The organism is Pseudomonas sp. S3_A03, from assembly GCF_054668275.1.
The window spans coordinates 4,821,588-4,845,526 of the sequence record NZ_CP162753.1 but is presented as its reverse complement, the minus strand read 5'-3'; the positions used below and the strand labels follow the sequence as shown (position 1 = coordinate 4,845,526).

19 protein-coding genes, 1 tRNA gene and 4 pseudogenes are annotated in these 23,939 nt (G+C 60.9%); 11 read left to right on the top strand and 13 right to left on the bottom strand.

Translation table 11 applies throughout. From position 1 onward, the window contains the following. Positions 1 to 92 precede the first annotated feature (92 nt). The 11 genes and pseudogenes from sctU to AB4O25_RS22055 all read right to left on the bottom strand — a co-directional run bounded on the left by sctU (position 93) and on the right by AB4O25_RS22055 (position 10,191). Positions 93 to 1,144: pseudogene (sctU, locus tag AB4O25_RS22105) on the bottom strand (type III secretion system export apparatus subunit SctU). 40 nt (positions 1,145 to 1,184) lie between these two features. Then, on the bottom strand, positions 1,185 to 1,973 hold the full coding sequence (gene sctT / locus AB4O25_RS22100; RefSeq protein WP_026067422.1) for a type III secretion system export apparatus subunit SctT: 789 nt from the start codon (positions 1,971 to 1,973) through the stop codon (positions 1,185 to 1,187). Between the two features lie 10 nt (positions 1,974 to 1,983). Then, positions 1,984 to 2,247: a type III secretion system export apparatus subunit SctS gene (gene sctS / locus AB4O25_RS22095; RefSeq protein ID WP_017529928.1), complete on the bottom strand. Its 264-nt coding sequence runs from the start codon at positions 2,245 to 2,247 to the stop codon at positions 1,984 to 1,986. Between the two features lie 7 nt (positions 2,248 to 2,254). Further along, positions 2,255 to 2,908 carry a type III secretion system export apparatus subunit SctR gene (gene sctR, locus AB4O25_RS22090; protein WP_017529929.1) on the bottom strand — a complete coding sequence of 218 codons (654 nt, stop codon included), beginning with the start codon at positions 2,906 to 2,908 and terminating at the stop codon, positions 2,255 to 2,257. Next, on the bottom strand, positions 2,905 to 3,918 hold the full coding sequence (locus AB4O25_RS22085) for a FliM/FliN family flagellar motor switch protein (protein ID WP_460149977.1): 1,014 nt from the start codon (positions 3,916 to 3,918) through the stop codon (positions 2,905 to 2,907). The genes sctR and AB4O25_RS22085 overlap by 4 nt, the downstream gene beginning before the upstream one ends. Continuing rightward, positions 3,915 to 4,364 carry a type III secretion system HrpP C-terminal domain-containing protein gene (locus AB4O25_RS22080; RefSeq protein ID WP_068933659.1) on the bottom strand — a complete coding sequence of 150 codons (450 nt, stop codon included), beginning with the start codon at positions 4,362 to 4,364 and terminating at the stop codon, positions 3,915 to 3,917. Before AB4O25_RS22080 ends, AB4O25_RS22085 begins: the two co-directional genes overlap by 4 nt. After that, entirely contained in the window at positions 4,361 to 4,774 is a 414-nt protein-coding gene (gene sctO, locus AB4O25_RS22075; RefSeq protein ID WP_017529932.1) for a type III secretion system stalk subunit SctO, read from the bottom strand. Before sctO ends, AB4O25_RS22080 begins: the two co-directional genes overlap by 4 nt. Continuing rightward, a pseudogene (locus AB4O25_RS22070) lies at positions 4,761 to 6,118 on the bottom strand (FliI/YscN family ATPase). The gene sctO and the pseudogene AB4O25_RS22070 overlap by 14 nt, the downstream one beginning before the upstream one ends. Then, positions 6,115 to 7,008, bottom strand: coding sequence for an FHA domain-containing protein (locus AB4O25_RS22065; protein ID WP_017529934.1), 894 nt, complete (start codon positions 7,006 to 7,008; stop codon positions 6,115 to 6,117). Before AB4O25_RS22065 ends, AB4O25_RS22070 begins: the two are co-directional and overlap by 4 nt. Before the next feature lie 37 nt (positions 7,009 to 7,045). Further along, positions 7,046 to 9,139 (bottom strand): type III secretion system export apparatus subunit SctV, encoded by a 2,094-nt coding sequence (gene sctV, locus AB4O25_RS22060; protein WP_017529935.1) that lies wholly within the window; start codon positions 9,137 to 9,139, stop codon positions 7,046 to 7,048. Continuing rightward, positions 9,136 to 10,191 (bottom strand): TyeA family type III secretion system gatekeeper subunit, encoded by a 1,056-nt coding sequence (locus tag AB4O25_RS22055; protein ID WP_026067423.1) that lies wholly within the window; start codon positions 10,189 to 10,191, stop codon positions 9,136 to 9,138. The genes sctV and AB4O25_RS22055 overlap by 4 nt, the downstream gene beginning before the upstream one ends. 262 nt (positions 10,192 to 10,453) lie before the next feature. Between AB4O25_RS22055 and AB4O25_RS22050 the strand changes: the two genes are divergently transcribed. From AB4O25_RS22050 to AB4O25_RS22010, 9 genes are all read left to right on the top strand, one after another. Then, the gene (locus AB4O25_RS22050; protein ID WP_460149976.1) at positions 10,454 to 11,005 is read left to right on the top strand and encodes an RNA polymerase sigma factor; all 552 of its coding nucleotides are present in this window, start codon (positions 10,454 to 10,456) and stop codon (positions 11,003 to 11,005) included. A 327-nt stretch (positions 11,006 to 11,332) separates the two neighbouring features. Next, positions 11,333 to 11,409 (top strand) — tRNA-Met (locus AB4O25_RS22045). 196 nt (positions 11,410 to 11,605) lie between these two features. Next, on the top strand, positions 11,606 to 12,130 hold the full coding sequence (locus AB4O25_RS22040; protein WP_017529939.1) for a sigma-70 family RNA polymerase sigma factor: 525 nt from the start codon (positions 11,606 to 11,608) through the stop codon (positions 12,128 to 12,130). After that, positions 12,127 to 13,071 (top strand): FecR domain-containing protein, encoded by a 945-nt coding sequence (locus tag AB4O25_RS22035; protein WP_137219990.1) that lies wholly within the window; start codon positions 12,127 to 12,129, stop codon positions 13,069 to 13,071. The genes AB4O25_RS22040 and AB4O25_RS22035 overlap by 4 nt, the downstream gene beginning before the upstream one ends. Before the next feature lie 93 nt (positions 13,072 to 13,164). Then, positions 13,165 to 15,594, top strand: a complete 2,430-nt coding sequence (locus AB4O25_RS22030; RefSeq protein WP_460149975.1) for a TonB-dependent siderophore receptor — start codon at positions 13,165 to 13,167, stop codon at positions 15,592 to 15,594. A 183-nt stretch (positions 15,595 to 15,777) separates the two neighbouring features. Further along, positions 15,778 to 16,557 carry a PhzF family phenazine biosynthesis protein gene (locus AB4O25_RS22025; RefSeq protein WP_017529942.1) on the top strand — a complete coding sequence of 260 codons (780 nt, stop codon included), beginning with the start codon at positions 15,778 to 15,780 and terminating at the stop codon, positions 16,555 to 16,557. Positions 16,558 to 16,592: 35 nt separating this feature from the next. After that, on the top strand, positions 16,593 to 18,425 hold the full coding sequence (gene ggt, locus AB4O25_RS22020; protein WP_460149974.1) for a gamma-glutamyltransferase: 1,833 nt from the start codon (positions 16,593 to 16,595) through the stop codon (positions 18,423 to 18,425). Positions 18,426 to 18,447: 22 nt separating this feature from the next. Beyond that, positions 18,448 to 19,173: a purine nucleoside phosphorylase YfiH/LACC1 family protein gene (locus AB4O25_RS22015; protein WP_026067424.1), complete on the top strand. Its 726-nt coding sequence runs from the start codon at positions 18,448 to 18,450 to the stop codon at positions 19,171 to 19,173. Positions 19,174 to 19,285: 112 nt separating this feature from the next. After that, on the top strand, positions 19,286 to 19,600 hold the full coding sequence (locus AB4O25_RS22010) for a helix-turn-helix domain-containing protein (protein WP_017529945.1): 315 nt from the start codon (positions 19,286 to 19,288) through the stop codon (positions 19,598 to 19,600). Positions 19,601 to 19,625: 25 nt separating this feature from the next. Here AB4O25_RS22010 and ddlA read toward each other — a convergent pair. Next, positions 19,626 to 20,720, bottom strand: a pseudogene (gene ddlA, locus AB4O25_RS22005) (D-alanine--D-alanine ligase). Positions 20,721 to 20,764: 44 nt separating this feature from the next. After that, on the bottom strand, positions 20,765 to 21,403 hold the full coding sequence (locus tag AB4O25_RS22000) for a LysE family transporter (RefSeq protein WP_017529947.1): 639 nt from the start codon (positions 21,401 to 21,403) through the stop codon (positions 20,765 to 20,767). Between the two features lie 141 nt (positions 21,404 to 21,544). On the opposite strand from AB4O25_RS22000, the gene AB4O25_RS21995 reads away from it, so the two are divergent. Next, the gene (locus tag AB4O25_RS21995) at positions 21,545 to 22,354 is read left to right on the top strand and encodes an AraC family transcriptional regulator (RefSeq protein WP_065877349.1); all 810 of its coding nucleotides are present in this window, start codon (positions 21,545 to 21,547) and stop codon (positions 22,352 to 22,354) included. A gap of 208 nt (positions 22,355 to 22,562) precedes the next feature. After that, a pseudogene (locus tag AB4O25_RS21990) lies at positions 22,563 to 23,933 on the top strand (GntT/GntP/DsdX family permease). The last annotated feature ends 6 nt before the right edge of the window (positions 23,934 to 23,939 follow it).

Below are 23,939 nucleotides of genomic sequence, written 5' to 3'. Positions count from 1 at the left end.
TTAACGCCCGAGGTTATCGGGTGAGCGGCGCTGCCGCTCACCTGCCCTCGGCCTGGGGCATCCGGCCTGGCACAACGCGGATGCGGCGCTGATCAGCGCAACTCCAGCTCCGGCAACTCCAGGGTTTCGCGCTTGGCCTCATCATCGAGCTCGCGCAACGTACGATAGATCAACGCTACAGCCTGCAAGGTTTCGCGGGGGATGCTCGCACCCAGCTTGTGCGTGTAGAGGGTGCGGGCCAACCACACACACTGAATCACCGGCACCTCGGCCGCCTTGGCCTGCCGGATCAATTCGCGGGCCTCGTCGTCCGTGCCTTTGTTCACCAGCACGGGCAAGGCGTGTTGCCGGGCCGGTAGTACAGGGCCACGGCAAAGTGCGTCGGGTTGACGACCAACATGTCGGCCTCCTCCAATTTGGGCAGCTTGACCTTGGGTTCTTCCTGAGCCAATTGATAGGCCAACGAGCGGCGCTGGCCCTTCACATGCGGGTCGCCTTCCATGTCCTTGTACTCTTTGACGACCTCGACCTGGGTCATGCGCATGCTCTTGGCGAAAAAATGTTTTTGCATCGCCAGGTCAATCAGCGCCAGCACCAGCAGCAACCCCAGGCAGACATGCAGCAAATGGCGGAACAGCGTGATCAGCGCCACGATATAAGTGTGCAGGTCACTGTTGGCCAGGTTGATCAGCGTGCCCAATGACGGCCAGATCACCCCATACAACACCACCCCCAGGAGCACTGCCTTGGCAAGGCTCATCAGCAGGTCCATAACCGCTTTGGCCGAGAACATCTGCTTGAGTTGCTTGAGCGGGTTGATCCGGTTGAAATCGAGCTTCAACGTCTCTGGAGCAAACAGAAATCCGAACTGCATCCAGCCGCTGATCAGCTTCATGAGTATCGCCGTGCCGGCCATTAACAGCGCGAACGAGAAAAACACCTTCAGCCCTTCAAACAGCACTTCTTCCAATGCCCGTGCAAAGGGCTGGGCCATGCTCGACATGGGCAGTGCCATCAGTTGCTGAAAGCGTTGCATGCTGGTTTGGGCGGTGAACAACGCAAGCTCGCTGATGGCCGTGAGCACCAGCAACTTGCCGACGTCCTTGCTTTGGGAAACCTGACCTTTCTTGCGTTGATCGCGCAGCTTTTTGGCGGACGCCGGGTGCTTTTTTTCCCCGAATCACTCATGGCGTCGAGGCCTGAAACATCAGCCCGAGTGAGTGCTTGAGGTCGCCCAGCAGGTTCAGGCGCCCGACGATCAAGTCCTGCAGCAACGCAAAGTACAGCAACAGAACGGCGATGCCCGCGAGGCTCTTGACCGGCGGCGCCAGGGTGCTCACCTGCAATTGCTGACTGTAAACCCCCAACAGTGCGATGCCGAACTCCAGGAGCAGCAGCACCGCAACAAAGGGCGCCACGTAGAGCATCATGTGGTTAAAGGTATCGCTGAGCAGACCCAGGAAAATGCCGAACCCATTGACGGCCGGCAGCGGCACCCAGGCCGTGGCCGGCCACAGTTGGTAACTGTCCCAGATCACTTGTGTGAGGACGCTCAGCCCCAGCACGGCGATCAGCAGGTAAATCACCAACTGCTTGAACAGATGCCCCACGGGCGTCGCGTCCGGCCCCAGTGAAGGGTTGAGTTGGCCACCCGCCAAGGCGCCACGCTGGTTGTCCAACAGTGCGCCGACTGACTCGAACATCCAGAAGGGCATCGCCAACAGCACCCCCAGCAAAATACCCAGGGCCGCCTCCTTGAGTATCAGCCCGAGGATCATCAGCGCAGAGTAGTCCTGGCCCGCCAATACCGCGTGAATACCTGGCGCCGGAATGAACGCCAGGACCATCACGATGGCGTGCCGAGACAAACCGCGAACATGCTGAAAACAGAACGCCGGCACCAGAATGGCACACGGATAGATACGCGCCATGGCGATCAGCAGGCTGGGCAAAAGTTCGAGATAAAGCAGCACGGGCATGCCCTCAGTTGAGTGCCGAGCGGGCGATCATGTCGAACATCAGGTTGATCAGTTGAATCAACTCCACGCCGATCCAGCGCCCCGTCAATATCAGTGTGACGCCCACGGCAACCAGCTTGATGCCAAAGGGCAGGGTCTGGTCCTGTATCTGCATCAGGGCTTGGACCAGCGACGTCAGCACACCGACAATCACCGCCACGATCAGTGGCGGTGCCGACAGCACCACCACCAACAGCATGCCTTGCTTGAACAGCACGATCGGTTCCATGGGGCACTCAAAGGTAAGAAAGGAAAAGGCTGTCGAGCAACCGCGACCATCCGGAAACCATGACGAACAACAACAACTTGAGCGGCAGGGAAATGGTCATGGGCGACACCATCTGCATACCCAGCGCCAATAGCAGGTTGGACACAATCAGATCGATGACGATGAACGGAATGTAGATCAGGAAACCGATCTCGAACCCGGCCTGCAGCTGCGACACCACAAAGGCCGGGATCAGCAAAATCAAGTCTTCGCGCTGGGTGCTCTGCGCCATTTCAGGCGGCCACATGCGCACGCTGTTTTCGTGCAGATGGGTCAATACATCCGGATCGGTGTTGCGTTTCATGAACATGCGTAACGGTTGCACGGCCACAAGGCCGGTCTCTTGCATCGTCTGCACGCTACTCATGTCCAGGGGCGTGCTCTGGAGGTTTTCGGCGATCTGATAGCCCACGGGGGCCATGACGAAAAGCGTGGCGGCCAGAGCGATGCCATTGATCGCCATGCTTGGAGGCACCTGCTGAACACCGATGGCGTTACGCGTAATCATCAGCACAATGACAATTTTCAAGAACGCCGTGCACACCACTAACAGCATCGGCAGCAACGACAGCGCACCAAAAAACAACGCCAGGACAACGGGGTCGACGCCCTGGAATATCATCGCGAGAACACCACGCGCGACAACTGCAAACCGAGGCGCCCGTCTACTTCCACCAACTGCCCCTGCCCAATCGGCCGGTCGGCGTAATACAGGCCGGCGGTACCGGGGGCATAGCCGGTGATGCCCAACACAGCACCGGGCGCCAGATTGCGCAGTTCGCCCAGGGTCAGGTTCAAGACGCCACAGCGCACGGTCAGCGCCATACTCAAGTCATCAAAGGGTTCCCGGCCAAAGACATCCTCCATCGGCTGATCCGGCTCCTCTTGCGCATACTCCGGTATTACAAACTCTTCGTTCACACGCGCTTCCTCTATCGCAGTAAGGTTCAGGCACCACCGCCCGGATTCATCATCAATACGCCCGTGCAGCCGATGACGGCCGACATGCAGGTGGCCCTGGCCCTGCACATCGAAAAACGCCTGCTCGAGTATCAACACATCACCCGCGCGCAAGCCGCGCACTTGCGCGACGGGCAGGTTCAAGCGGCCAAGGGACGCCGTTATGACCAACGGAAAAGAGGCAGGCAGCGGATCGCACGTCGGCTCCCACGGGCCCGCCGCATACGCAGCCAGAAAGCTCTGCGGAGCCATCCACAGGTAACCTGCAACCCTGGAAGGCCCCAGCGTCACCGTAAAACGACAACCAAAGTTCAGCTTCCTGGGCGTCGGCAGCAAACGCAGGTAACCAAATAACGCCAACACTTGCGGGCTAAGGTGGTGCTGGAACAGCTCCCAGAACCAGGAGGTCGGGTCGTTGCCGGCCTCGGCCAGGGTCACCGGGCATTCACCCATCAGGCTGAACATCGCCTCGGGGTCGGAGAACGCGAGCACACCCAGGGCGCTCTCGAAAAAAAACGGGCTGGCCGCGTCAGGGGCACAGCCTGGCTCGAGCGAAAACGCGCCGTGCTGATCGCCAACCGCAAACGGCATGCGTAAGCCGCGCCCAAGCCGATGCAGCGCCGCCACCCTGGTGGCTTCAACCAATGGCAGTGTTAACGCGGACAGGATCATGCCGAGGTCACGCGCACATCGACAGCCTGCCCCAAGGCTTCGCTCAGCCGGTTTTGAAGGCTGTTGCTCACTGCGCCGAGCCATCGCGTGGCGTGCTGTTCTTCAGCGTGCAGCCCGATGTTCCAGACGCCCGATTGGCGCTGCACACAAGCCTTGATTCGCCCCTGCCCTCGCAGGTAAAGCACCGCCAGCAGCGGCCATTGCATACCTGCCTGTATTCGAGGCGCCAATTGCTCAGCCAGCGCCTCGATCATCAACCTGTTCGCCCACAACTGCGGTGCGGGAGCGCAGGAAACATAACCGCCTACGCCATCGGCATTGACCAGCAGCCGGGCGAACACACGCATGGCGTCCACCGGCACCGCACCGCCAACGGCGGGTTCCTCGTCGGCGCCATATTCGCGCGCACCAGGCCGCTCGGGCTTGCCTTCAGATATCTTGCTCATGTTTCTTCCTGCAGCAGTAACCTTGATAACTCCAAAAGCTTTTCGACTTCGCGCAAGCATTGGGTGGCCTGCTTTTGCGCAGTGTCGACCTGGGCCACCTGCTGCTCTTGCTGCCCGTGCAACCCACGCACCTGCGCTTCTTCGCGCAGCGTGCTGGCGGACAACGAGCGTTCCTGCGTATTCCACGATTTGAGTTCCTGAAACGAGATCACTTGCCCTTGATGCTTGCTCAATAGCTGCGCACCTTGCTGGGCTTCCTGCAGGCGGGTTTGCTCAAGGACGCGCTGCGCCTGCTCGACTTGCAATTGCAGCGCTCGCTGATGCCTTTTAGCCTCGCCCAGGACGCGCTCGGCGCGGTCTGCCCGATGCTTGCGCAGACGCCGCAGGGTTTCCAACTCAGAAAGGGACATAGGCCGTCAGCTCCGTCAGTTGTTGCAGGGTCGTCTCTATCGCTGAAGGCCCGCGCAAGTCCTGACGCAGAAAACCATCCACCGCCGCGCGACTGTCCACTGCCAGGTCGGTCAGCGCGTCACTGCCGGCCTGATACTCACCCAGCTTGAGCATCAACTCGATCTGCTGGTACGCCGATAACAGGCGTCGCAGCGCGGTGCCGGCATTAATATGCTCAGGCGTCGCGACATTGCTCAGAATCCGCGAAAGGCTGGCCAGTACGTCAACCGCTGGGTAGTGACCACGCTCAGCCAGTTTGCGCGCCAGCACAATATGACCATCGAGCAGCGAGCGGACCTCATCCGCCACCGGGTCGCTCATGGAGTCCTGCTCGATAAGCACGGTGTAGATCGCGGTGATCACGCCGTCGCGCGTCAACCCGGCGCGCTCCACCAACCGCGGCAGCAAGCTGTATACCGAAGGCGGCAAGCCGCCACGGCCCAAAGGCTCACCGGCCGCCAAGCCGATTTCTCGCTGCGCGCGCGCGAACCGGGTCAAGGAGTCGATCAACAGCAACACCCGCTTACCCTCACGGCGATAACCCTCGGCCAGCGCGGTGGCCGTGAACGCTGCACGGGCTCGTTCCATGCTGGAGCGGTCGGACGTCGCGCACACCAGCACGGCCTTGGCCCGCAATTGCTCATCCAGCTCATGGTCGAGAAATTCACGCAGCTCCCGGCCGCGCTCGCCGATCAAGCCGAACACAATCACGTCGCACTCGACGTTCCGGGCAATTTCGGCCAGCAAGGTGGTCTTGCCACAGCCCGCGCCGGCAAACAGACCCACACGCTGGCCCTCGCCAAGCGTCAACAAACCATCGATCGAGCGCACCCCGGTAGCCAGGGCCCGATGGATCCTCGGCCGGTCGGTCGGCAAGGGGCCTCACACAACACCATGCTGGCATCGGGGCTCTCGGTCTCGACAAACGCGCTGGGGCCAACACCGGTAATCGGTCGTCCGAAGCCATCCAGCACTTGCCCCAGCAGCTCATCACTGACCCGCACCTGATGCGACACGCCCAGACGCTGCACGCCCGCGCCCACGCGTACCCCTTCAAGATTGCCCAAGGCGCTGAGGACGGCGTCCTGCTGATCGAACCCGATGATCTCGGCCAGCATGTGTTCATCGACAGACTTTTCAACCTGGCACAGGTCACCGATACGCGCGCCGGGCAACCGGCATTGCAGCAACATGCCGTTGACGCGTTGGACCCGACCGCGCATCGTCACCGGCAAAAGGTTGCTCAGTGACTGGGTCTGGCGCCGCTCCCAGGCGTCGAGGCGTGCTCGCAGCTCCTCACTCACCAGTGCACCTCATAACGCTGCGCGCCATCGAAGACCACCTTGGCATTGTCGATCAGCACCAACCGCACATTCTCCACTTCGTCACCGACAAACAGCCGACTGCCATCCTCCAGAACGACATGGCCGTTCGGCCCGCCGACGATCTGCACAATCTTGAACGGCAGCGTCCCATCGCGCGTACGCACGCGGCTGATCACCGGCACGGCGTTGTCGAACAACTCACCAAAGCGGTTGAGCATCCGCGACACCAGCTCCACATCGTCCGGGGAAACCGCGCCGTTGAGCACGATCTGGCCATTGACCACCTCCAGGCTGACCCTTTGGCTCAATTCGCGCTCGGCGAGCATCTTCAACAATTGCTCCCGCACTTCAAACGCAGAGGCCAATAGCGGTTTGGCCGTCGCGGGCGCTATCAAGGAGGCCTGGGCATCACGCTCCCCCGGGGAAACCATGCCCACTACCGCGATGATCACCGCAACCAACAGCACCACACTGATCAGGCGTTTTTGCTGCACATGGGACATGGACGACAACGGCAACGCACGCGGCGCCTCATGGGCCCGTTGCGTCGGGGTGGGTGCGGGCAGCTCAGGCCACGGCTGCTCGGCGAGGGCAACAGACAGACGAATGGCCCCAACTGAAAACGGTACGTTCAGTGTCAGGCTCGTGATCTGCGCCAGCACCTGCCCCTCGGCGTCATGCAGCAGCCCCGCTTCGGCCTGCACGGACCAATTGGCGCCGATCAACCGCAACCGCGCGTGCTGCTCGGCGATGCCTGGATCATTCAGCACCAGGTCCGCGTCAGGGTGAGCGCCAATGCTCCACGTCTCGCCAAAAAGCGGCAACGCGGCCCCCTGACGCAGACCATTGAGCACGCGCAGCTCAACCATCAGCGAGCCCTTCCGCGCGTTGCAACGGGTTGGGCAATCATGCCGCCGCACCGCGCATCAGTTGATCCTGACCAAGGTCAAAACGCCCCAGCACCTTTACCTTGGATGTGCTTCCCAACTCGGCAAAGGACAACACCGGCACATGGTTGAACTCCTCCAGCAACAAGGTGCGCAATGGACTACGCAGGTCCTGCGCAACCAACATCACACTTTTAGTTTTGGCACGTAAGGTAAAGGCTTGGTTGAGAAGGTTGATCAACGCGGCGCTGGTTTCGCTATCAAGCGCAAAGAACACCCCGGTCTGGGTCTGGCGCAAGGCATCGCGCAAGATGTTTTCGCTATGGGGGGACAGCAACCAGGCATGCAGACCATCCTCTTCGCTGTACTGGTGGAAGATCTGCGCCTTGAGGGCAATGCGCGCATAGTCGGCAAGCGCGTCCGGTTCGCGCTCATGCTGGCCGTACTCGATCAGCGCTTCGACAATCAGCCGCACCGCTCGCAGTGGTACGCCCTCACTGGCCAAACGTTGCAACACCGCTGAAAACCGCGACAACGGCATGATGCGCTGCAGCTCCTGCACCAGTTCCGACTGGTTGTGCTCAAGCCAACTGAGTATCGCCTTGCTCTCCTGGATCCCCAGGAACTGCGGCCCGCTGAGCATCATGGCCTGCCTCATGCGTTCGATGATCAGGCTCGTAGCGCTAAAGCGCTCCAACTGTGGGTCATCAAGCAGCGGATCATCGGCCGGCAACCACAGCCAGCCCTCTTCGTCACGCTCGGCCAGCCCCGGTATTGCGTGCTCGGGCTCTGCCGTGAAGGCCCCGCGATCAACGGCCAAGCGGGTGACGACCGAGGCTTTGATCATCGGTACTTCATGCACGCAAAAGCGCATTTCGTCGTCGGCCAGGGCGTCATCGAGCTCGACCTCGAACGGCGGCAATGTCAGGCCGATATTGGCGACCAGCGAATTTCGGGCCTGGCGGATCCCGTGAATAAGATCCGTCACCTCAGGTGTGCCGCGCAACGCCGGGGGGAACTGCAAAAGATAAGGCCGTGAGGGATCGAACCCGCGCAAATCCTCCTCTCCGTTCTCTTCGGGGCGGACGGCGTCGGCGGCTTCATCCTCGGGCTGGTCCTTGCGTTGACGCTGACGCATCAAGTAATACCCCAAGGCACCGGTTGCCGCGCCGAGCAGGATAAACACCAGGGTGGGCATGCCGGGCACCGCTGCAAACGCGAGCATCCCTATCGACGCAATCATCCAGCTCTTGGGTTCACTGGTCATTTGCCGGGCAATTTCAGCGCCCATGTGAGTGATGCCCTTGCCCCCAGCCGGCGCCACGCGAGTGATGATCATGCCGGCCGTAAGGGAGATCAGCAGCGCCGGAATCTGCGCGATCAGGCCGTCGCCGATGGTCAGCACCGAATACAATTGGATCGATTCGGCCGCACTCAGATCGTGTTGGAACATACCCGTGGTAAAACCGCCCAGCAGGTTGACCACCACGATAATCAAACCGGCGATGGCGTCGCCCTTGACGAACTTCATGGCCCCGTCCATGGCGCCGAACAGCTGGCTCTCGCGAGATAACTGCTCGCGTTTTTCCCGCGCTTGCATGCCGTCGATAAGACCGGCGCGCAAGTCACTGTCGATGGACATCTGCTTACCCGGCATCGCATCCAGGCTGAACCTCGCGGCGACCTCGGCGACCCGCTCCGAGCCCTTGGTGATGACCAGGAAATTGACCAGGGTCAGAATCAGGAAGATCACCATCCCTACTGCCAGGTTGCCCCCCACCACGAAATTGCCGAACGCCTCGACGATGTCGCCGGCGTCCTGTTCCAGCAGGATCAGGCGCGTGGTCGCGATCGACAGCGCCAGACGAAACATGGTGGTCAGCAGCAAGATCGACGGAAACGAAGAGAACGCCAGGGGCCCCGGCAAATACAGCGCCAGCACGATCAATAAGCATGAGATGCAGATGTTGACCGCGATAAGAATATCCACCAGCCAGGTGGGCAGCGGCACGATAAAGATAAACACGATGCCCAGGACCACCACGGCGCCCAGCACTTCGGCACGCTGTGCCGCTTTGAGCAACACCTTGTTGACGGTAGACAGCACGGTCACACCGGAGCCCCCAGACCACCGACAAAGCGTGCGGGGCCGCGCTCAACCCGGTCCAGCTCGCCCATTACCGCCAAAAAGCTATCCAGGGCGCTCTGACGCACTCGACTGTCCGGCCACAAGGCCAGGGGCAGTTGCCGAATCAGCGGGAAAAGCGCGTTAAGCAGGACCACTTGCTGGGTATTCGGGGCACTTCCCAGATCATGCCCAAGGCGCAGGACTTCACCCGCATCAATCCCGCTGCCGGCGTACCCCAGCAGGCGCTGCAGCAGGCTCACGGCGTCGCAGTCCAGGGCCAGGCGCTGGTTCAACGCCTGGCAACCGGCCAACACGCTGCTCAACTGAGCGCAACTTTGCAGGGCCAGCAACAAGGTGCGCAGCCGAGGGGTGGGCATTGCAGAAACCAGCACTGCGATGTCGTCAGCCAAGGCCTTACGCATGCTGCCGAGCCGGGTGGAAAACGTATCGCCACCGTATACACCCAGCAGGGCCTGCATCATCGTCGCCAGGGATTGGCGCGTGGCCACGCTGGCGTAATAGAGAGCACGCAGCGCCTGGCGCTCTTGCGCATCACCGCCGGCCTCCAGCAACGCCGTGGCGAATTTGAGGCCTGCCTGGATTTCCCCTTTGTAGCCGATGCTCAGCATGGCAATGGCATCCCGCGCCTTGGCCGCTTCAGACGAGCGCACCTCAGCGTCCGCCTGGACTTCCAGGTACCGGAGCACCACGAACGCACGCGCCGGGTCGCCCTCGGCAAGCTCCAGCAACTTGTCGGCACTGGGGTTGTGCTGCAACTGCTGCCTGAACCGCCGAGAAATAGCCGCGAAGGTCTCCTGGGCCGGATGACCAAGCTGATCATAAAGTTGCGCAAGCTGCTCGACAGGCGGAACGCGTATCGACGTCGCGCGCAGCACTCGGTTATTGGCCACTACTTCTTGGTCGAAGAGCTGGGCAAGCTCCTCGAGCTTGACTGGCTCAGGCGTGGAGACGCGTGCAACGACCGATTGATCCAGGCGTTGGGACGATGGCACATCGTTAAGAGCTTCGACTTTCATGAGCATGCCAAGACGGGAAGAGTGTGTCCCTATGTGGCAACGCGCGCCGATACGGTTCCATCAAAGTTTATCCGTCGACTGCCTTGAAAAGACCGACACAAACCATCGAGGCCTTTTGCAAAAAATTGCGCAGCAGCACTCTATTTAAATATATTTATCTATATAAATCAGTAGGTTGAACGTTTATCTCGGTTGGCACAGCCAGTGCTAAAGGGGTTCTCGTCGAAAACTTTTCGACAGTGTCTACCTTGAGGAAAACACCGTGAATATCCCTATTGATGCTTTAGCGCACCTTGTTGGCGGCTCGCCTCAATTCATGCTCGAACTGACGGACGACCAACAAAAAAAACTCCGCCGTTTTATTCACAAACGCTTGCTCAACCACGAAGATGCGGACGACATCCTGCAACTGACGTACCTGGAAGCATGGCGTAACAGGGAACGTTTCAGTGGCCAGGCGGCCCTCAGCACCTGGATGTGCGGCATCGCGCAGAACCTGATCCGCAACCACTTCAGGCGCCTGTATGCCAAGCCGGTGCATTGCGAATTCGACGAGTCGCTGTGGCATGGCCAGGAAGACAACAAAAACCTGGACTGGGAGTTCGAGATCAACCGGCGCCTGGAAAATACCTTGAGCGCCATTGACCACCTACCTGCGGAAATGCGTAAAACGCTGTACGCCTCACTGGAAACCGACGGCAGCTACCAGGACACTGCCGACGTGTTGGACATCCCCATAGGCACCGTTCGCTCACGCCTGTCACGGGCGCGCGAACACCTCAAGCGTGTCACCCACAGCTCGATTTACCCATAAGCAAAACCAAGTGTTGGGCGGCAGGGATATTGCCCAACTCGATCACAAATTTTTGGGTACGCCGCTGCAAGAGCGCCAGCAACCCGAAGCCCCGCCAGCGATCATCCGCATATCGCCCGGCCCCCCCCACTCCCGCGTAGCCCCTCGACTGCCTGCACACGTCTCCCATGAGGGCGAGTTCAACCCTCTGTGGCGAGAGCGCTGGTCCGCGTTGGGCTGTAGCCGCCCCAAAACTGGCATTTTTGGTTAAACAGTTGAAAGCGCAGATAAAAATTAAAAATAAACGCTTGACGCATTTCCGTTCTACGCGAATAATGCGCGCCACTTGGCTACGTAGCTCAGTTGGTTAGAGCATAGCATTCATAATGCTGGGGTCCGGGGTTCAAGTCCCTGCGTAGCCACCAAGTACCGATCCATAGATGTCTACAGCAGTCTGTGAATCACCTCAAGAAGCCCGCCTCGTGCGGGCTTTCTTGTTTCTGGCGTTCAGCGCCGTATCCCCCTACTCCTAAAACATGGCCAATGCCTGAAATCTCATGGCACCTTGAAAAAATCGCAACACCCGTGATAATGATAAGAATTATCATTAAGTACACTCCGATGACCCACGTTGCGCTCGCTTCTTCCAGTGTTCGGCAGACGGTTCTGCACAGTCTTTTTGGCGACCACCATGGGTGGCTGCTCAGCCGCCTGCGGGCGCGGCTTGGTTGTACTTATGATGCCGCTGACATGGCTGCCGAAGTGTTTGCGCAGGTTGTCGCCTTATCCGAGCCGCAGGCGATACGCGAACCCAGGGCGCTGCTGACCACCATTGCCAAGCGCTTGATGTATGACACTTGGCGCCGACGCGATCTGGAGCGCGCCTACCTGGAAGTGTTGGCGTTGCAACCCGAAGCCTTCGCCCCCTCCCCTGAAGCCCACGCCCTGGCAATTGAAGCATTGCTTGAAATCGATACCTTGCTGGCAGGCCTTTCGTCGCGGGCCCGTACCGCATTTCTGTGCAGCCAGGTAGACGGTATGAAGTATGCCGACATTGCCGAGCTGATCGGCGTCTCGACTATCCGGGTGCGCCAATACGTGGCCAAGGGTTTGAAGCTGTGCTGCCAGCAGCTGAGGCACGAATGAAACGCACGTGCTCAGCGGTCGATGAAGCCATCGAGTGGATGGCCTGCATGCGTTCGGGCGAAGTCCTGGCCGACGAACAAAAGGCCTTCGACGCCTGGTTTGCCAACCCGAGCAACGCCCAGGCCTGGGAGAAAGTGCAGGGGCATTTGGGTGCGACGTTTTCCCCCCTTGTACGCGGCGCGGACTCACAAGTACGCCGAGTGCTGCAAGCCCCCGACCTGCAGCGACGGCGCCTGCTGCGTGGCGCGCTGGTATTCGGCGGCGTGGGCATCGGTGTGGCGCTGGTGGGTCGGCAGAGCACACTGTTGAGCACCGTCGGCGCCGACTTTCGGACCGCCACCGCGCAACGGGCGAACTTCAACCTGGCGGATGGCAGCACGTTGCTGCTGGATGCGCGCAGTGCGGTGGATATCAATTTCACCAAGAGTGAACGCAACCTGATGCTGCATGCCGGCAAGCTGGTGATTGAGGCGAGTGACGACCCTCGACCGTTGGTTGTGCAAACGCCCTACGGATTTGCACGCGGCACCGCCACGCGCTTTATGGTTTCGCTGCAAGACGGCTCCGCGCACGTGTGGGGCATGCGGTCCAACCTCTGCGTTGCTCGCCCCAACGGCTTTTGTTCAGTGCTCCAGAGCGGCGCGGGGGCACGCCTGGACTCCAAGGGCATCACGCCACTGGCGGCGAATCGTAAAGGCGAAAGCAGTTGGGAAAGCGGCAAGCTCAGTGTGGACGACTGGTCGCTGGGCGACGTGATCGAGGCATTGCAGCCTTATCGGCGCGGGGTGTTACGCATCAGCCCGGCGGCGGCCAGGCTACGTGTCTCCGGTCTGTTCCCCCTGGACAGCAGTGACCGCGCACTTGCCGCGCTGGAGCAGATCCTGCCTGTACGCAGGAAGGAGTACCTGGGCTTCTGGACCCAGATCGAACTGCGCGGCTGAGTTTTTTTCATCTGCCCTGTATCGCTTTTTCAATCTCGTTGGACATAGACATAAACCGCTAATAAAAGCGGAGCCGCCAACATGGAGTGACCTATGTCCAATCGTTTTAACAGTGCGTTCAGGCTGAGGTCTGTGTGCTTCGCCCTTTTACTGGCCCAGGGATACGCGTCGACCAGCCTTGCCGAATCGGCGTCGACGGGCAGCCAGTCTCTACACCATTTTGACTTGCCGGCCGACGCCCTGGCGGCGACCCTCGACCGCATCGCTCGCCAGAGCGACAGCGAAATTGTGTATGTGCCGAATCTCGCCGCCGGGCTGCGCGCGCCAGCCATCAAGGGCACCATGAACGCCGAGCAGGCTGCACAAATGGCCATTGAAGGCAGCGGCCTGTCAGTACGTACCACCTCTGGGGGCACCCTGACACTGGATGCCTTCGGCAGCATGACGCTACCGGCGCAAGCGATTGTCGGCATGCAGACCGAAGCCCCGACCGTCTCCGTGGGCACGAAAGTCCCGCTGCGTCTGCGCGAGGTGCCGCAGACGATCAACGTGATTGGCCAGGAGCGCATTCAAAAACAAAACCTGTATACCCTTGAAGATGCGTTGGGCAAGGTCGGCGGCGTAACCGTGCAGCGAATCGATGCCAGCCGCCTGAGTTTTTTCTCGCGGGGTTTCGAAATGACCTCGCTGCAATTGGACGGTACGCCGACCACCATGGACAACCGGGTGTTCCTGTCTCCCGACTTGACCATGTATGACCGCGTTGAGGTACTTAAAGGGCCGTCCGGCAGCTTGACCGGTGCCGGCGGCACCGGCGGCAGCATCAACCTGGTACGCAAGCGACCGCTGGCCGAGGCGGCAGTCTCGGCGCAAATCAGCGCCGGCTCATGGGATGACTACCGTGGCATGGTGGACGCCACCGGCCCGTTGACCGAGAGCGGTAATGTGCGTGGGCGCCTGGTACTCAGCGAGCACGACAAGGGTTACTACTACGACGGTGGCGGCAAGCGTGAGTCGAATCAGATCTATGGCATTGTCGATATCGACCTGACGCCGGACACCGTCTGGACCATCGGAGCGAGCAATCAGAATACCGACATCCGCGGCGCCCAGCGCTCGCTGCCGGCCTATCGTTACACCAATGCGGCCGGTGAGGCGGCCATGTCGCTGCCGGATGCGTCGCGCAAACATTTTTACGGTGAAGACTGGAACCGTGACTACTTCTGGAGCACCGCCGTATTCACCGAACTCGAGCATCAGTTAGGGGATGGCTGGAAAACCAAGTTGTCCCTGCGACACGCCGACAATAACTACGACTTGACCCAGGCTTACGCGCGCAACGGTGGAGGCATAGACCCGGTGGACAAGCAGGTGTCGATGAACTCGATCATGTTTGATTACCGGGAAAAACAGGACGAGGCCGACGTGTATGTCGACGGTCCATTCAGCTTGCTTGGGCGTGAACACAAAGTGCTGCTGGGCGCCAACTATTCGCGCTCCGAATTCGCCTCCAACGGGGGGTATTTCTCGGATTACCTGGGTGACGTAGATCTCAAGAATCCGCAGCCCGACTTTGCTTACCCGGCCTTCCCGGACTCGGACAAATTGCCCACCAGCGTGGCCAACACCCGCGCCAAAGCGCTCTACAGCAATCTGCGCCTGAGCCTTGCCGACCCGTTGACGCTGGTGCTCGGCGGTCGCTTGACCTGGCTTGAGATGCACCGCAGCCAGCACCAGCCCGAGGCGGGTTCACCGTCGCAAAAGAACGGTGACAGCGTGTCGCAGAAATTCACCCCGTTTTACGGGCTGATCTACGACCTCAACGATACCTACTCCTTGTATGCCAACTATGCAGGAGTGTTCCAACCGCAGGCCGTCAGCAACCTGGACATCAACAACAACATCCTCAAGCCGCTGGAAGGCAAGCAGCACGAAGTGGGAATCAAGGGCGAGTTCCTCGATGGCGCGTTGAACGCCTCGCTGGCCGCGTTCCAGATCGAAGAAGAAAACCGCGCGATTCCAGATATGAACGACCCTGCCTCGCGCGCCGTGGTGGCCGGCGGTAAGGCACGCACGCGCGGCTTCGAGGCGGAACTGAGTGGGCAGATGACGCCCGATTGGTTTCTCAGCGCGAACTTCACCCACACCTACAAACGCTATGACAGCGCCAACGAGCAGTTGCAGACCTACCTGCCGAAAAACATGTTGCGGGTCTGGAGCCTGTACAAACTGCCCGGTGAGCTGGAGAAGTGGAGTCTCCAGGGTGGCGTCAGCGTCGTCAGCGAGACCTACAACAAACTGGATGTCCCCGGCATCGGCATGAACGGCACCAAACTGCGCCAGGGCGGATACGCCTTGTACGATGCGGGCATTGGCTACCAGATCACGCAAAACCTCTCCGCCGACTTACTCGGCACCAACCTGGCCGACAAGAAGTACTTCCAGCGGATTAACACCTTCCAGGACGGGAATATCTTCGGTGATCCCCGTGCCGTGTCCATGACACTGCGCGCCAAGTTCTGACTACGATTGCCCGCCTCTCATTCGGCATACTTCGGTATGCCGTTTTTTTTGGCTATGTGCCAGCCAGGCAATCGCAGTGGCGCAATCACAGATGCACGCAAAAATACTGCCCATCTGTATTTTGACGCTCGCCCGACCCCACTGTTAGTGTCCAGCCTCCCCCCACACACGGAGTACGCCACAGTGATACTGGACATCTATCAAGTCGACGCCTTCACCCATCGGCCCTTTGGCGGTAACCCGGCGGCGGTGTGCCCGCTTGGCGAGTGGCTGGCGGATGAGCAACTGCAAAACATCGCCGCCGAAAACAACCTCTCCGAAACCGCTTACTTCGTGCCCCGTGATGGGTTCTATGAGTTGCGCTGGTTTACCCCGCAAGTCGAAGTGGACCTGTGCGGCCATGCCACGCTGGCAGCCGCGTGGGTGTTGATCAACCAACTGCGCGATGCGCCTGACGTGCTGCGTTTTTCCACCCGCAGCGGTGAGCTTCGGGTCACGCGCCAAGGCGACGAACTGGCGATGGATTTTCCGGCCAGGCAACCTGAGCGCTGTGAGCCGCCAGCCGGCATGCTGAAAGCACTAGGGGTTGAAACCGCCGAGGTATTTGGCACCGATGACTACATCGTACGGGTGGACAACGAAGCCCAGGTCGCGGCGCTTGCTCCGGATTTCGCGAGCCTCAAGGGCCTGCCTAAGCGCGGCATCGCGGTGACCGCCAAGGGCACACAGTTTGATTTCATCTCACGTTGGTTCGGGCCGAATGTGGGCGTCAATGAAGACCCGGTTACAGGTTCGGCGCACACCTCGCTGGCGCCGTTCTGGGCCGAGCGCCTGGGTAAGACAACACTGACAGCAGAACAAGGCGGCCAGCGCCGTGGCCAGTTGCGCTGCGAGCTCAAGGGGGACCGCGTGATCATTTCCGGCAAGGCCGTGCTGTATCTGCAAGGCCAGATTCACCTGTAAAAAGCAGCTCCCCAGGACAACAGATCATTCTCAAAATGAACGGAGTTCAGCGCGTGTTTTCGATTTCCCGCCGTCAATTGTCGGTCATCGCCGCAGCCCTGGCCCTCGCGGCCTGCCACACCCCGGTCAACGAACAGCCACCGGCACCGGAGTTGGGGTCAGGCTATCGCACCGATCTGGCCACCCAACATGCCACACGCCATATGGCCGCCGCCGCCAACCCGCTGGCCGCCGAAGCCGGGCGTGAGATGTTGCGCCAAGGCGGTTCGGCGATAGATGCAGCCATTGCCATGCAGGCCGTGCTGACCCTGGTGGAACCGCAATCTTCCGGCATCGGCGGTGGCGCGTTCATCATGCTGTGGGACGGCAACAACGTGCACGCCTATGACGGCCGCGAAACGGCCCCGGCCGGAGCGACTGAGCGGTTGTTCCTGAACGCTGACGGTACGCCGCTGGCCTTCACCGATGCGCAGATCGGCGGGCGCTCGGTGGGTACGCCCGGCGTGTTGCGCGCGTTGCAAATGGCGCACCAGAAAACTGGCCGACTGCAATGGGCCACGCTGTTCGAGCCGGCGATTCGTTTGTCTGAACAGGGCTTTGCCATTTCCCCACGCTTGCACAGTTTGATCGCCGCAGATCGCTTTATCCCGCAATCGCCAGAGATGGCAGCCTACTTCCTGAATGCCGATGGCACCCCCAAGGCCACCGGCACGCTGTTGAAAAACCCGGCGCTGGCCGCGGTGTTCAGGCGCATCGCCAAGGAAGGGCCGGATGCGCTTTACCACGGCGCGATTGCCGACGAGATTGCGCGCAAAGTGCAGGGCAACCGCAACGCGGGCACCCTGTCCCAGGCGGATCTCAAGGGCTACGCCGCCAAGGAACGCGCGCCACTGTGCACCGATTACAAACGCTGGAAAATCTGCGGCATGCCGCCACCGTCGTCGGGTGGGATCGCCGTCGCCCAGATCCTGGGGACATTACAGGCGTTGGAGGCCCGCGACCCGCGCCTGGCCATCGCGCCGATGACACCGGTGAAAACCGCATCACCTGCCCCCGGGCTGGAGCCAGCACCCGAAGCCGTCCACCTGATTGCCGAAGCCGGCCGCCTGGCCTTCGCCGACCGCGCGCTATATGTGGCCGATGCGGACTTCACGCCCGTGCCGGTCGCGGGCCTTGTGGCCCCGGATTACCTGGCCCGACGCGCCACATTGATCGGTAAGCGCAGCATGGGCATCGCCAAGCCAGGCCAGCCTGCCGGTATTCAAGTAGCGTATGCGCCAGACCGTTCGCCGCTGCGCATCTCCACCTCACAAGTGGTGGCGGTGGATGACCAGGGTGGCGCCGTGTCGATGACCACCACGGTGGAAGCCGCGTTTGGCTCACATGTGATGGTGCAGGGCTTTTTACTGAACAACCAAATGACCGATTTCTCGTTCATCCCTGAAGAAAACGGCCAACCCGTCGCCAACCGTGTACAACCGGGCAAACGCCCGCGCTCGGCCATGGCACCCACCCTGGTGTTCGACCGCCAGAGCGGTGAATTGCTGGCCACGGTCGGCTCGCCCGGCGGTTCGCAGATCATTGAGTACGTGAGCAAATCCCTGGTGGCGATGCTCGACTGGCACCTCGACCCGCAAACCGCCATCAACTTGCCCAACTTCGGTAGCCGCAATGGGCCTACGGAGCTGGAGGCCGGCTTGTTCAGCCCAGGGTTGAAACAGGCGCTCAAGGACAAAGGCCACGCCTTGAGCGACATTGAGATGACCAGCGGTATCCAGGCGATTGTTCGTACGCGGGATGCTCAGGGAAAAGTGTCATTGAGTGGCGGTGCCGACCCACGACGCGAAGGCGAAGCGGTCGGCGACTGAGGTACTGAGCGGAGGCAACCCCTTGCACCAGGCAAAAAATCTCGGCGCCATTGCGGGCGTCGATCATGGTTTCTGTTCGATCAACGATCCGCTGCGTCCGGATAACCTGTTTATATGCAAGCAGGTGCACAGTGCCGCGGTGATTGAGTGGCAGGCAGGGCTGGTGGCCAATACGGTCGAGGCCGATGGGGTGCTTGCGCACACGCATCAACCTGTCGCAGTGATCACCGCAGATTGCCTGCCCATTCTGCTCGCATCGCAGGACGGTCAGCATGTGGCGGCGATTCATGGTGGCTGGAAGGGACTGCAACGCGGGATCGTGGCGAATACGGTGCGGCGTTTTGCCGATCTGGGGCTTGCGGCCGACCAACTGCACGTTGCAATCGGGCCGTCGATCAAGCCCTGCTGTTATGAAGTGAGCGAAGGGTTTATTACCGAGTTTCAGGCGGATCAAGGGCACACGTGGCGTGACGGCGAAGCACCATGGAGCGTTGCGCAACCCAAGCCGTTGTTGCCACCGCAGATCACCCCACCGCAGGCGCGGCAAGCACAAAGTGCCTGGTTTGACTTGAGCGGATATGGGCTGATGCTGCTGCAAGCGGCCGGGGTTCGGCGAGAACAGATCGAGGTGAGTGAGGTGTGTACGTATTGCACTTCAACGATGTTTGCCAGCTACCGCCGAAGGACGCATCACCCGGAGGAGGCGAAGACGTTGTTGTATTCGTGGATTGGTCGTACTGATCGGTGACATGGCTCCTACACCCTTCGCGGATCGCTGGTAGCACTGCTGATTTATGGCAAAGGCGCCACCGAGAATATTCCAGCGCATGTCCTGTATAAAATCGCGAAGGAAATGAACCATGCCACTCACTGAGAAAGAGCTAAGAGAACGCGACGCCAAGCGCAATATTGGCGAGGAATTGCTCGCCGCCATCGTGGACGTGAAGGCGGGCCGTCATGGCGGCGTCCATCACGTAGAAACCACTCAAGCGGCCGAAGCAAGCAGTAAAACAGGCTTGTCACAACCCAAATTCGCCGAGTTGCTGGGGGTTTCTGTAAGAACGCTTCAAGAATGGGAGCAAGGCCGGCGCTCACCCTCCGGCGCAGCACGCTCACTGCTGCACATTGCCACCATCCGACCAGACGTTTTTCGTGAGGTCCTCAGTAACGCCTGATGGCGTTACTGACCTCTTTCTAAGATCAGCGACTGATCTTCAACCCCTTGCGCCCCGCATGCCGCTCCAGCGCCAGCTCGATCAACCGGCTCACCAACTCGCTGTAGCTCATCCCAGCCGCCTGCCATAGCTTGGGGTACATGCTGATACGGGTAAAACCGGGCAGCGAGTTGATTTCATTGATCAATACTTCGCCGTCATCGGTGAGGAACACATCGACCCGCGCCAGGCCTGCACACCCCAGCACCCCGAACGCCTCAAGGGCCAGGCTGCGAATCCGCTCGTTGGCCGCGTGGCTGATAGCCGCCGGCACCACCACTCGCGCCGCCTGATCGTCGATGTATTTGCTGTCGTAGGAGTAAAAGCCATTGCTCACGACGATCTCGCCGCAACCGCTGGCGATGGGGTTGTCGTTACCCAGCACCGCGCATTCGATTTCGCGGCCCCGGACGGCTGATTCCACCAGCACTTTTTCGTCGAAACCCAACGCCAGTTCAACCGCGGCATGGTACTCGGCCTCACTGGCGATTTTGCTCACACCGACCGACGAGCCTTGATTGGCCGGTTTGACGAACATCGGCAGGCCGAGCTTATTCACGGCGGCCTCAAAAGAAGGTGCGCGCGGCGTTGCGGCGGGTCAGGGTGATAAACGGGGTCACGGCAATGCCGGCGTCGCGCAGCAGGCGTTTGCTGACGTCCTTGTCCATGCACACGGCCGAGCCGAGTACGTCGGAGCCGACAAAAGGCAAGTCCGCCATGCGCAGCAGGCCTTGCAGGCAGCCGTCTTCGCCGAGGGTGCCGTGGACGATGGGGAAGATCACATCAATGTGTTCCAGCACGCCCTGGCCCGCGGTTTCCACCACTTGCTGGCTGGCCTTGCCGGGCACCACCGCCAGTTCGCGGTTGGATTGGTTGAGGGCAATGAGCGCCGGGTTTTCGCTGTTGAGCAGGAAGTTCGAGGTGTCGTTGAGGTGCCAGTGGCCGGCCTTGTCGATACCGATCAGCACCGGCTCGAAGCGCGAACGGTCCAGCGCATCGACGATATTGCGCGCCGATTGCAACGAGACTTCGTGTTCGGCCGAACGGCCCCAAAAATAATCCCTACCCGCACCTTGCTCATGACCCAGCCTCACTGTTGAACGTAAGGCTTCTTACCACGGGCCGTCAGCGATTCGCCACCAGATGCGCGCCGAACAGCATGTAACAGCCGCCGGCAAAGCGGTCGAGCCACTTGCGCGAACGGCTGTAAAGGTTCGCCATGCGCTGGCTGGAAAACACCAGGGCCACGCTGGAATACCAACTGAACGACAAGGTGGCCATGGTGATCACCGCCAGGGTGAGCAACATCGGCGAGGGCGACGGCGGCATGGTGGACGCGAAGATAGTAGCGACGAACAGAGCTGCCTTGGGGTTCGACAGGTTGCCCAGCAAACCCAGACGCCAGGCAGAGAACAGCGAACGCTTGGGCTCATCCGGCAACAGGCGCTGGCCCATGGCTGGCGCGGAACGCTTGAACAGCTTCAGCCCCAGGTAGATCAGGTAACAACCGCCGATGACCTTGAACGCCAGGTACAACATGGGCGCCGCGGTAAACAGCGACTTGATCCCCAGCCCACCCGCCAGCCCCCACATGATCGTGCCAGTGGCTACACCCGCCGACGCCACCACGCCATGACGGCGCGAACAGCTCGCGGCCAGTTGCGCGGTATTGAAGAAGTTGGGGCCGGGCGTGACCACCGCCACGGTCCATAGCAGGGCCAGCGAGACCAGCGGGGCCACGTAAGCAGGGTTGAGAAAATCCATGGCGTTCAGCTCTATCAGCGCAATGCACGAGCCAGGATCATAGGCCTCGCCCCACGCCCGCACAATCGTACAAGACCCCGGCAGACAAGGACCCGCAGACTGGGTTAACGTGTTTCCACCTCTTTTTTATGACAAGTCACCATGGGCAACCTGACCCACACTCTCGACTGGCTGCACCGTGCCCCGCACGCCAGCGGCCTGGACCGTATCGAGGCGTACTTTGCCGGCTTCGCCTTCGACCCGCATCGCCACGACACCTACGCCATCGGGCGTACGTTGTTCGGCGTGCAGAGTTTTCACTATCGTGGCGGCATGACCCACAGCCTGCCGGGCACGACCATGGTGATTCATCCCGATGAGATTCACGACGGCCGCGCAGGCAGCGACGAGGGTTTCAAGTACCGGATGATTTACGTAGAACCGGCGTTGATCCAGCAGATCCTCGGCGGCAAGCCACTGCCGTTTATCCCTGGCGGCTTGACCACCGACCCGAGGCTGTTCCGTGCCAGCGAAGTGCTGCTGCAAAGCCTGGATTGCCCGATCGACCCGTTGCAGGAACAGGACGCCCTGTTCGACCTGGCCCAGGCCCTCGACAATGCCTCGGGAGCCATTGTCAGCCGCAAAACCTTCGATTACCTGGCAGCTGAACGCGCTCGGGAATTTATCCACAGCGCCCTGGGCCGCAGCATCACCCTGGATGAAATGGCTGGCCACGCCGGCCGTGACCGTTGGGCCTTGTCGCGGGATTTTCGTGTGCTGTTCGGCACCAGCCCCTACCGCTACCTGACCATGCGCCGGCTGGACCTGGTGCGCAGTCTGTTGACCCAGGGTCAGTCATTGGTGGATGCGGCAATGACCGCCGGTTTCACCGACCAGAGCCACATGACCCGGCAATTTCGCAGCACCTACGGCATGCCGCCGTCGCGCTGGGTAAAAATGCTCGGGCGCTGACATCCTGTCGCCGCACTCACCGCCGCACTCCAGCGTACCTTGCCCACATTCGTTCGCCGGTAGGCCCAGGCCTCTGGGGCGCACCGCTGCCCGCACCAAAACGGCACATCCGCACTGCGCACTGGAAGCAGCTGCTATCAGGTATGCTTTTCAGGCATGAAACATAAAGAAACAATTTCCCAAGCCTCGTTCGATAAGGAGTCCCGTCTTGGAGTTATCGACTGCCGCGTGGATGGTTCACGACACCCGCCTGATGCTCTGCGTACTGCTGGCCATCGCCAGCATCATCGTGCTGATCAGCGCGACCAAGCTGCCCCCTTTCTGTCGATTCTGATCGGCACCTTTGTCGCCGGTGTCGGCGCCGGCCTGCCGCCGGAAGAAGTCGCCAAGGCTTTCAGCAAAGGCGCCGGAGCGATCCTGGGTGAAGCCGGAATCATCATCGCCCTGGGCGCGATGCTCGGCGCGCTGATGGCCGAGTCCGGCGCGGCGGATCGCATCGCCACTACCCTGCTGGGGTTGGGCAAAGGCAAGTCATTGCCGTGGGTGATGGCGTTGGTGGCAATGGTGATCGGCTTGCCGTTGTTCTTCGAAGTGGGCCTGGTGATGATGGTGCCGATCATCTTTGTGATGGCCAAGCGTTCGAGACCAGCCGCTGCTGAAAATCGCCATTCCGGCACTGGCGGGTATGACCACGCTGCACGCCTTGATGCCGCCGCACCCTGGGCCGCTGATTGCGGTGGGCGCATTGCACGCAGACCTGGGCCTGACCATGTTGCTGGGCTTTTGCCTGGCGGTGCCGGCGGTGATTCTCGCGGGCCCGATCTGCGGCAACTGGTTGTCCAGGCGCCTGCACGTGGATGAGCCGACGGACATCGGCGCGCTGTTCAGTGCCCCGCCTAAAGCTGCGCGCCAACCGAGCTTCGGCGTGTCGTTGCTGATCATTCTGTTGCCGGTGATCTTGATGCTCGGCAGTACCTTGGCCAAAGTCGCGCTGCCGGCGCAAAGCAGCGTCGGCCTGACGTTGAAGTTCCTCGGTGAACCGCTGATCGCCCTCGGCCTGGCGGTGATCGCCGCCGTTGTCTGCCTGGGCTGGGCCGCTGGCATGCCGCGCGCGGACGTCGGCAACACGCTGCGCAAAGCCCTTGCGCCCATCGCCGTGCTGTTGCTGACTATCGGCGCCGGCGGCGGCCTCAAGCAAACCCTGCTTGACGCCGGTGTGAGCCAGACCATCAGCAAGGTCGCCGAAGGTGCGCACATGCCCTATTTGTTACTCGCCTGGTTGATCGCCGTGGCGTTGCGCCAGGCCACCGGTTCGGCCACCGTCGCGACCACCACCACGGCCGGTATCCTCGCGCCGATGATGGCCGGTCTGGCGGCGACGCAAAGCTCACTGGTGGCCCTGGCGATTGGCGCCGGCTCGGTGTTCTTCTGCCACGTCAACGACGCCGGGTTCTGGATGGTGCGTGAATACTTTGGCTTGCAGTTAAAGCAGACGATCTGGGTGTGGTCGGTGTTGCAAACCATCGTGTCGGTGGTCGGGCTGGTGGGGACGTTGGTGCTTTGGCACTTCCTGACCTGAGTACGC

Excerpts from the sequence above, each read along its gene's own strand:
- AB4O25_RS22030 (WP_460149975.1), top strand. The coding sequence starts at position 13,165 with ATGTCCAATCGTTTTAACAGTGCGTTCAGGCTGAGGTCTGTGTGCTTC.
- sctO (WP_017529932.1), bottom strand. The coding sequence starts at position 4,774 with ATGTCCCTTTCTGAGTTGGAAACCCTGCGGCGTCTGCGCAAGCATCGG.
- AB4O25_RS22000 (WP_017529947.1), bottom strand. The coding sequence starts at position 21,403 with ATGGATTTTCTCAACCCTGCTTACGTGGCCCCGCTGGTCTCGCTGGCC.
- AB4O25_RS21995 (WP_065877349.1), top strand. The coding sequence starts at position 21,545 with ATGGGCAACCTGACCCACACTCTCGACTGGCTGCACCGTGCCCCGCAC.
- AB4O25_RS22065 (WP_017529934.1), bottom strand. The coding sequence starts at position 7,008 with ATGGTTGAGCTGCGCGTGCTCAATGGTCTGCGTCAGGGGGCCGCGTTG.
- sctR (WP_017529929.1), bottom strand. The coding sequence starts at position 2,908 with ATGATATTCCAGGGCGTCGACCCCGTTGTCCTGGCGTTGTTTTTTGGT.
- sctS (WP_017529928.1), bottom strand. The coding sequence starts at position 2,247 with ATGGAACCGATCGTGCTGTTCAAGCAAGGCATGCTGTTGGTGGTGGTG.
- AB4O25_RS22055 (WP_026067423.1), bottom strand. The coding sequence starts at position 10,191 with ATGAAAGTCGAAGCTCTTAACGATGTGCCATCGTCCCAACGCCTGGAT.
- AB4O25_RS22010 (WP_017529945.1), top strand. The coding sequence starts at position 19,286 with ATGCCACTCACTGAGAAAGAGCTAAGAGAACGCGACGCCAAGCGCAAT.
- AB4O25_RS22085 (WP_460149977.1), bottom strand. The coding sequence starts at position 3,918 with ATGATCCTGTCCGCGTTAACACTGCCATTGGTTGAAGCCACCAGGGTG.
- AB4O25_RS22080 (WP_068933659.1), bottom strand. The coding sequence starts at position 4,364 with ATGAGCAAGATATCTGAAGGCAAGCCCGAGCGGCCTGGTGCGCGCGAA.
- ggt (WP_460149974.1), top strand. The coding sequence starts at position 16,593 with ATGAACGGAGTTCAGCGCGTGTTTTCGATTTCCCGCCGTCAATTGTCG.
- AB4O25_RS22035 (WP_137219990.1), top strand. The coding sequence starts at position 12,127 with ATGAAACGCACGTGCTCAGCGGTCGATGAAGCCATCGAGTGGATGGCC.
- AB4O25_RS22040 (WP_017529939.1), top strand. The coding sequence starts at position 11,606 with ATGACCCACGTTGCGCTCGCTTCTTCCAGTGTTCGGCAGACGGTTCTG.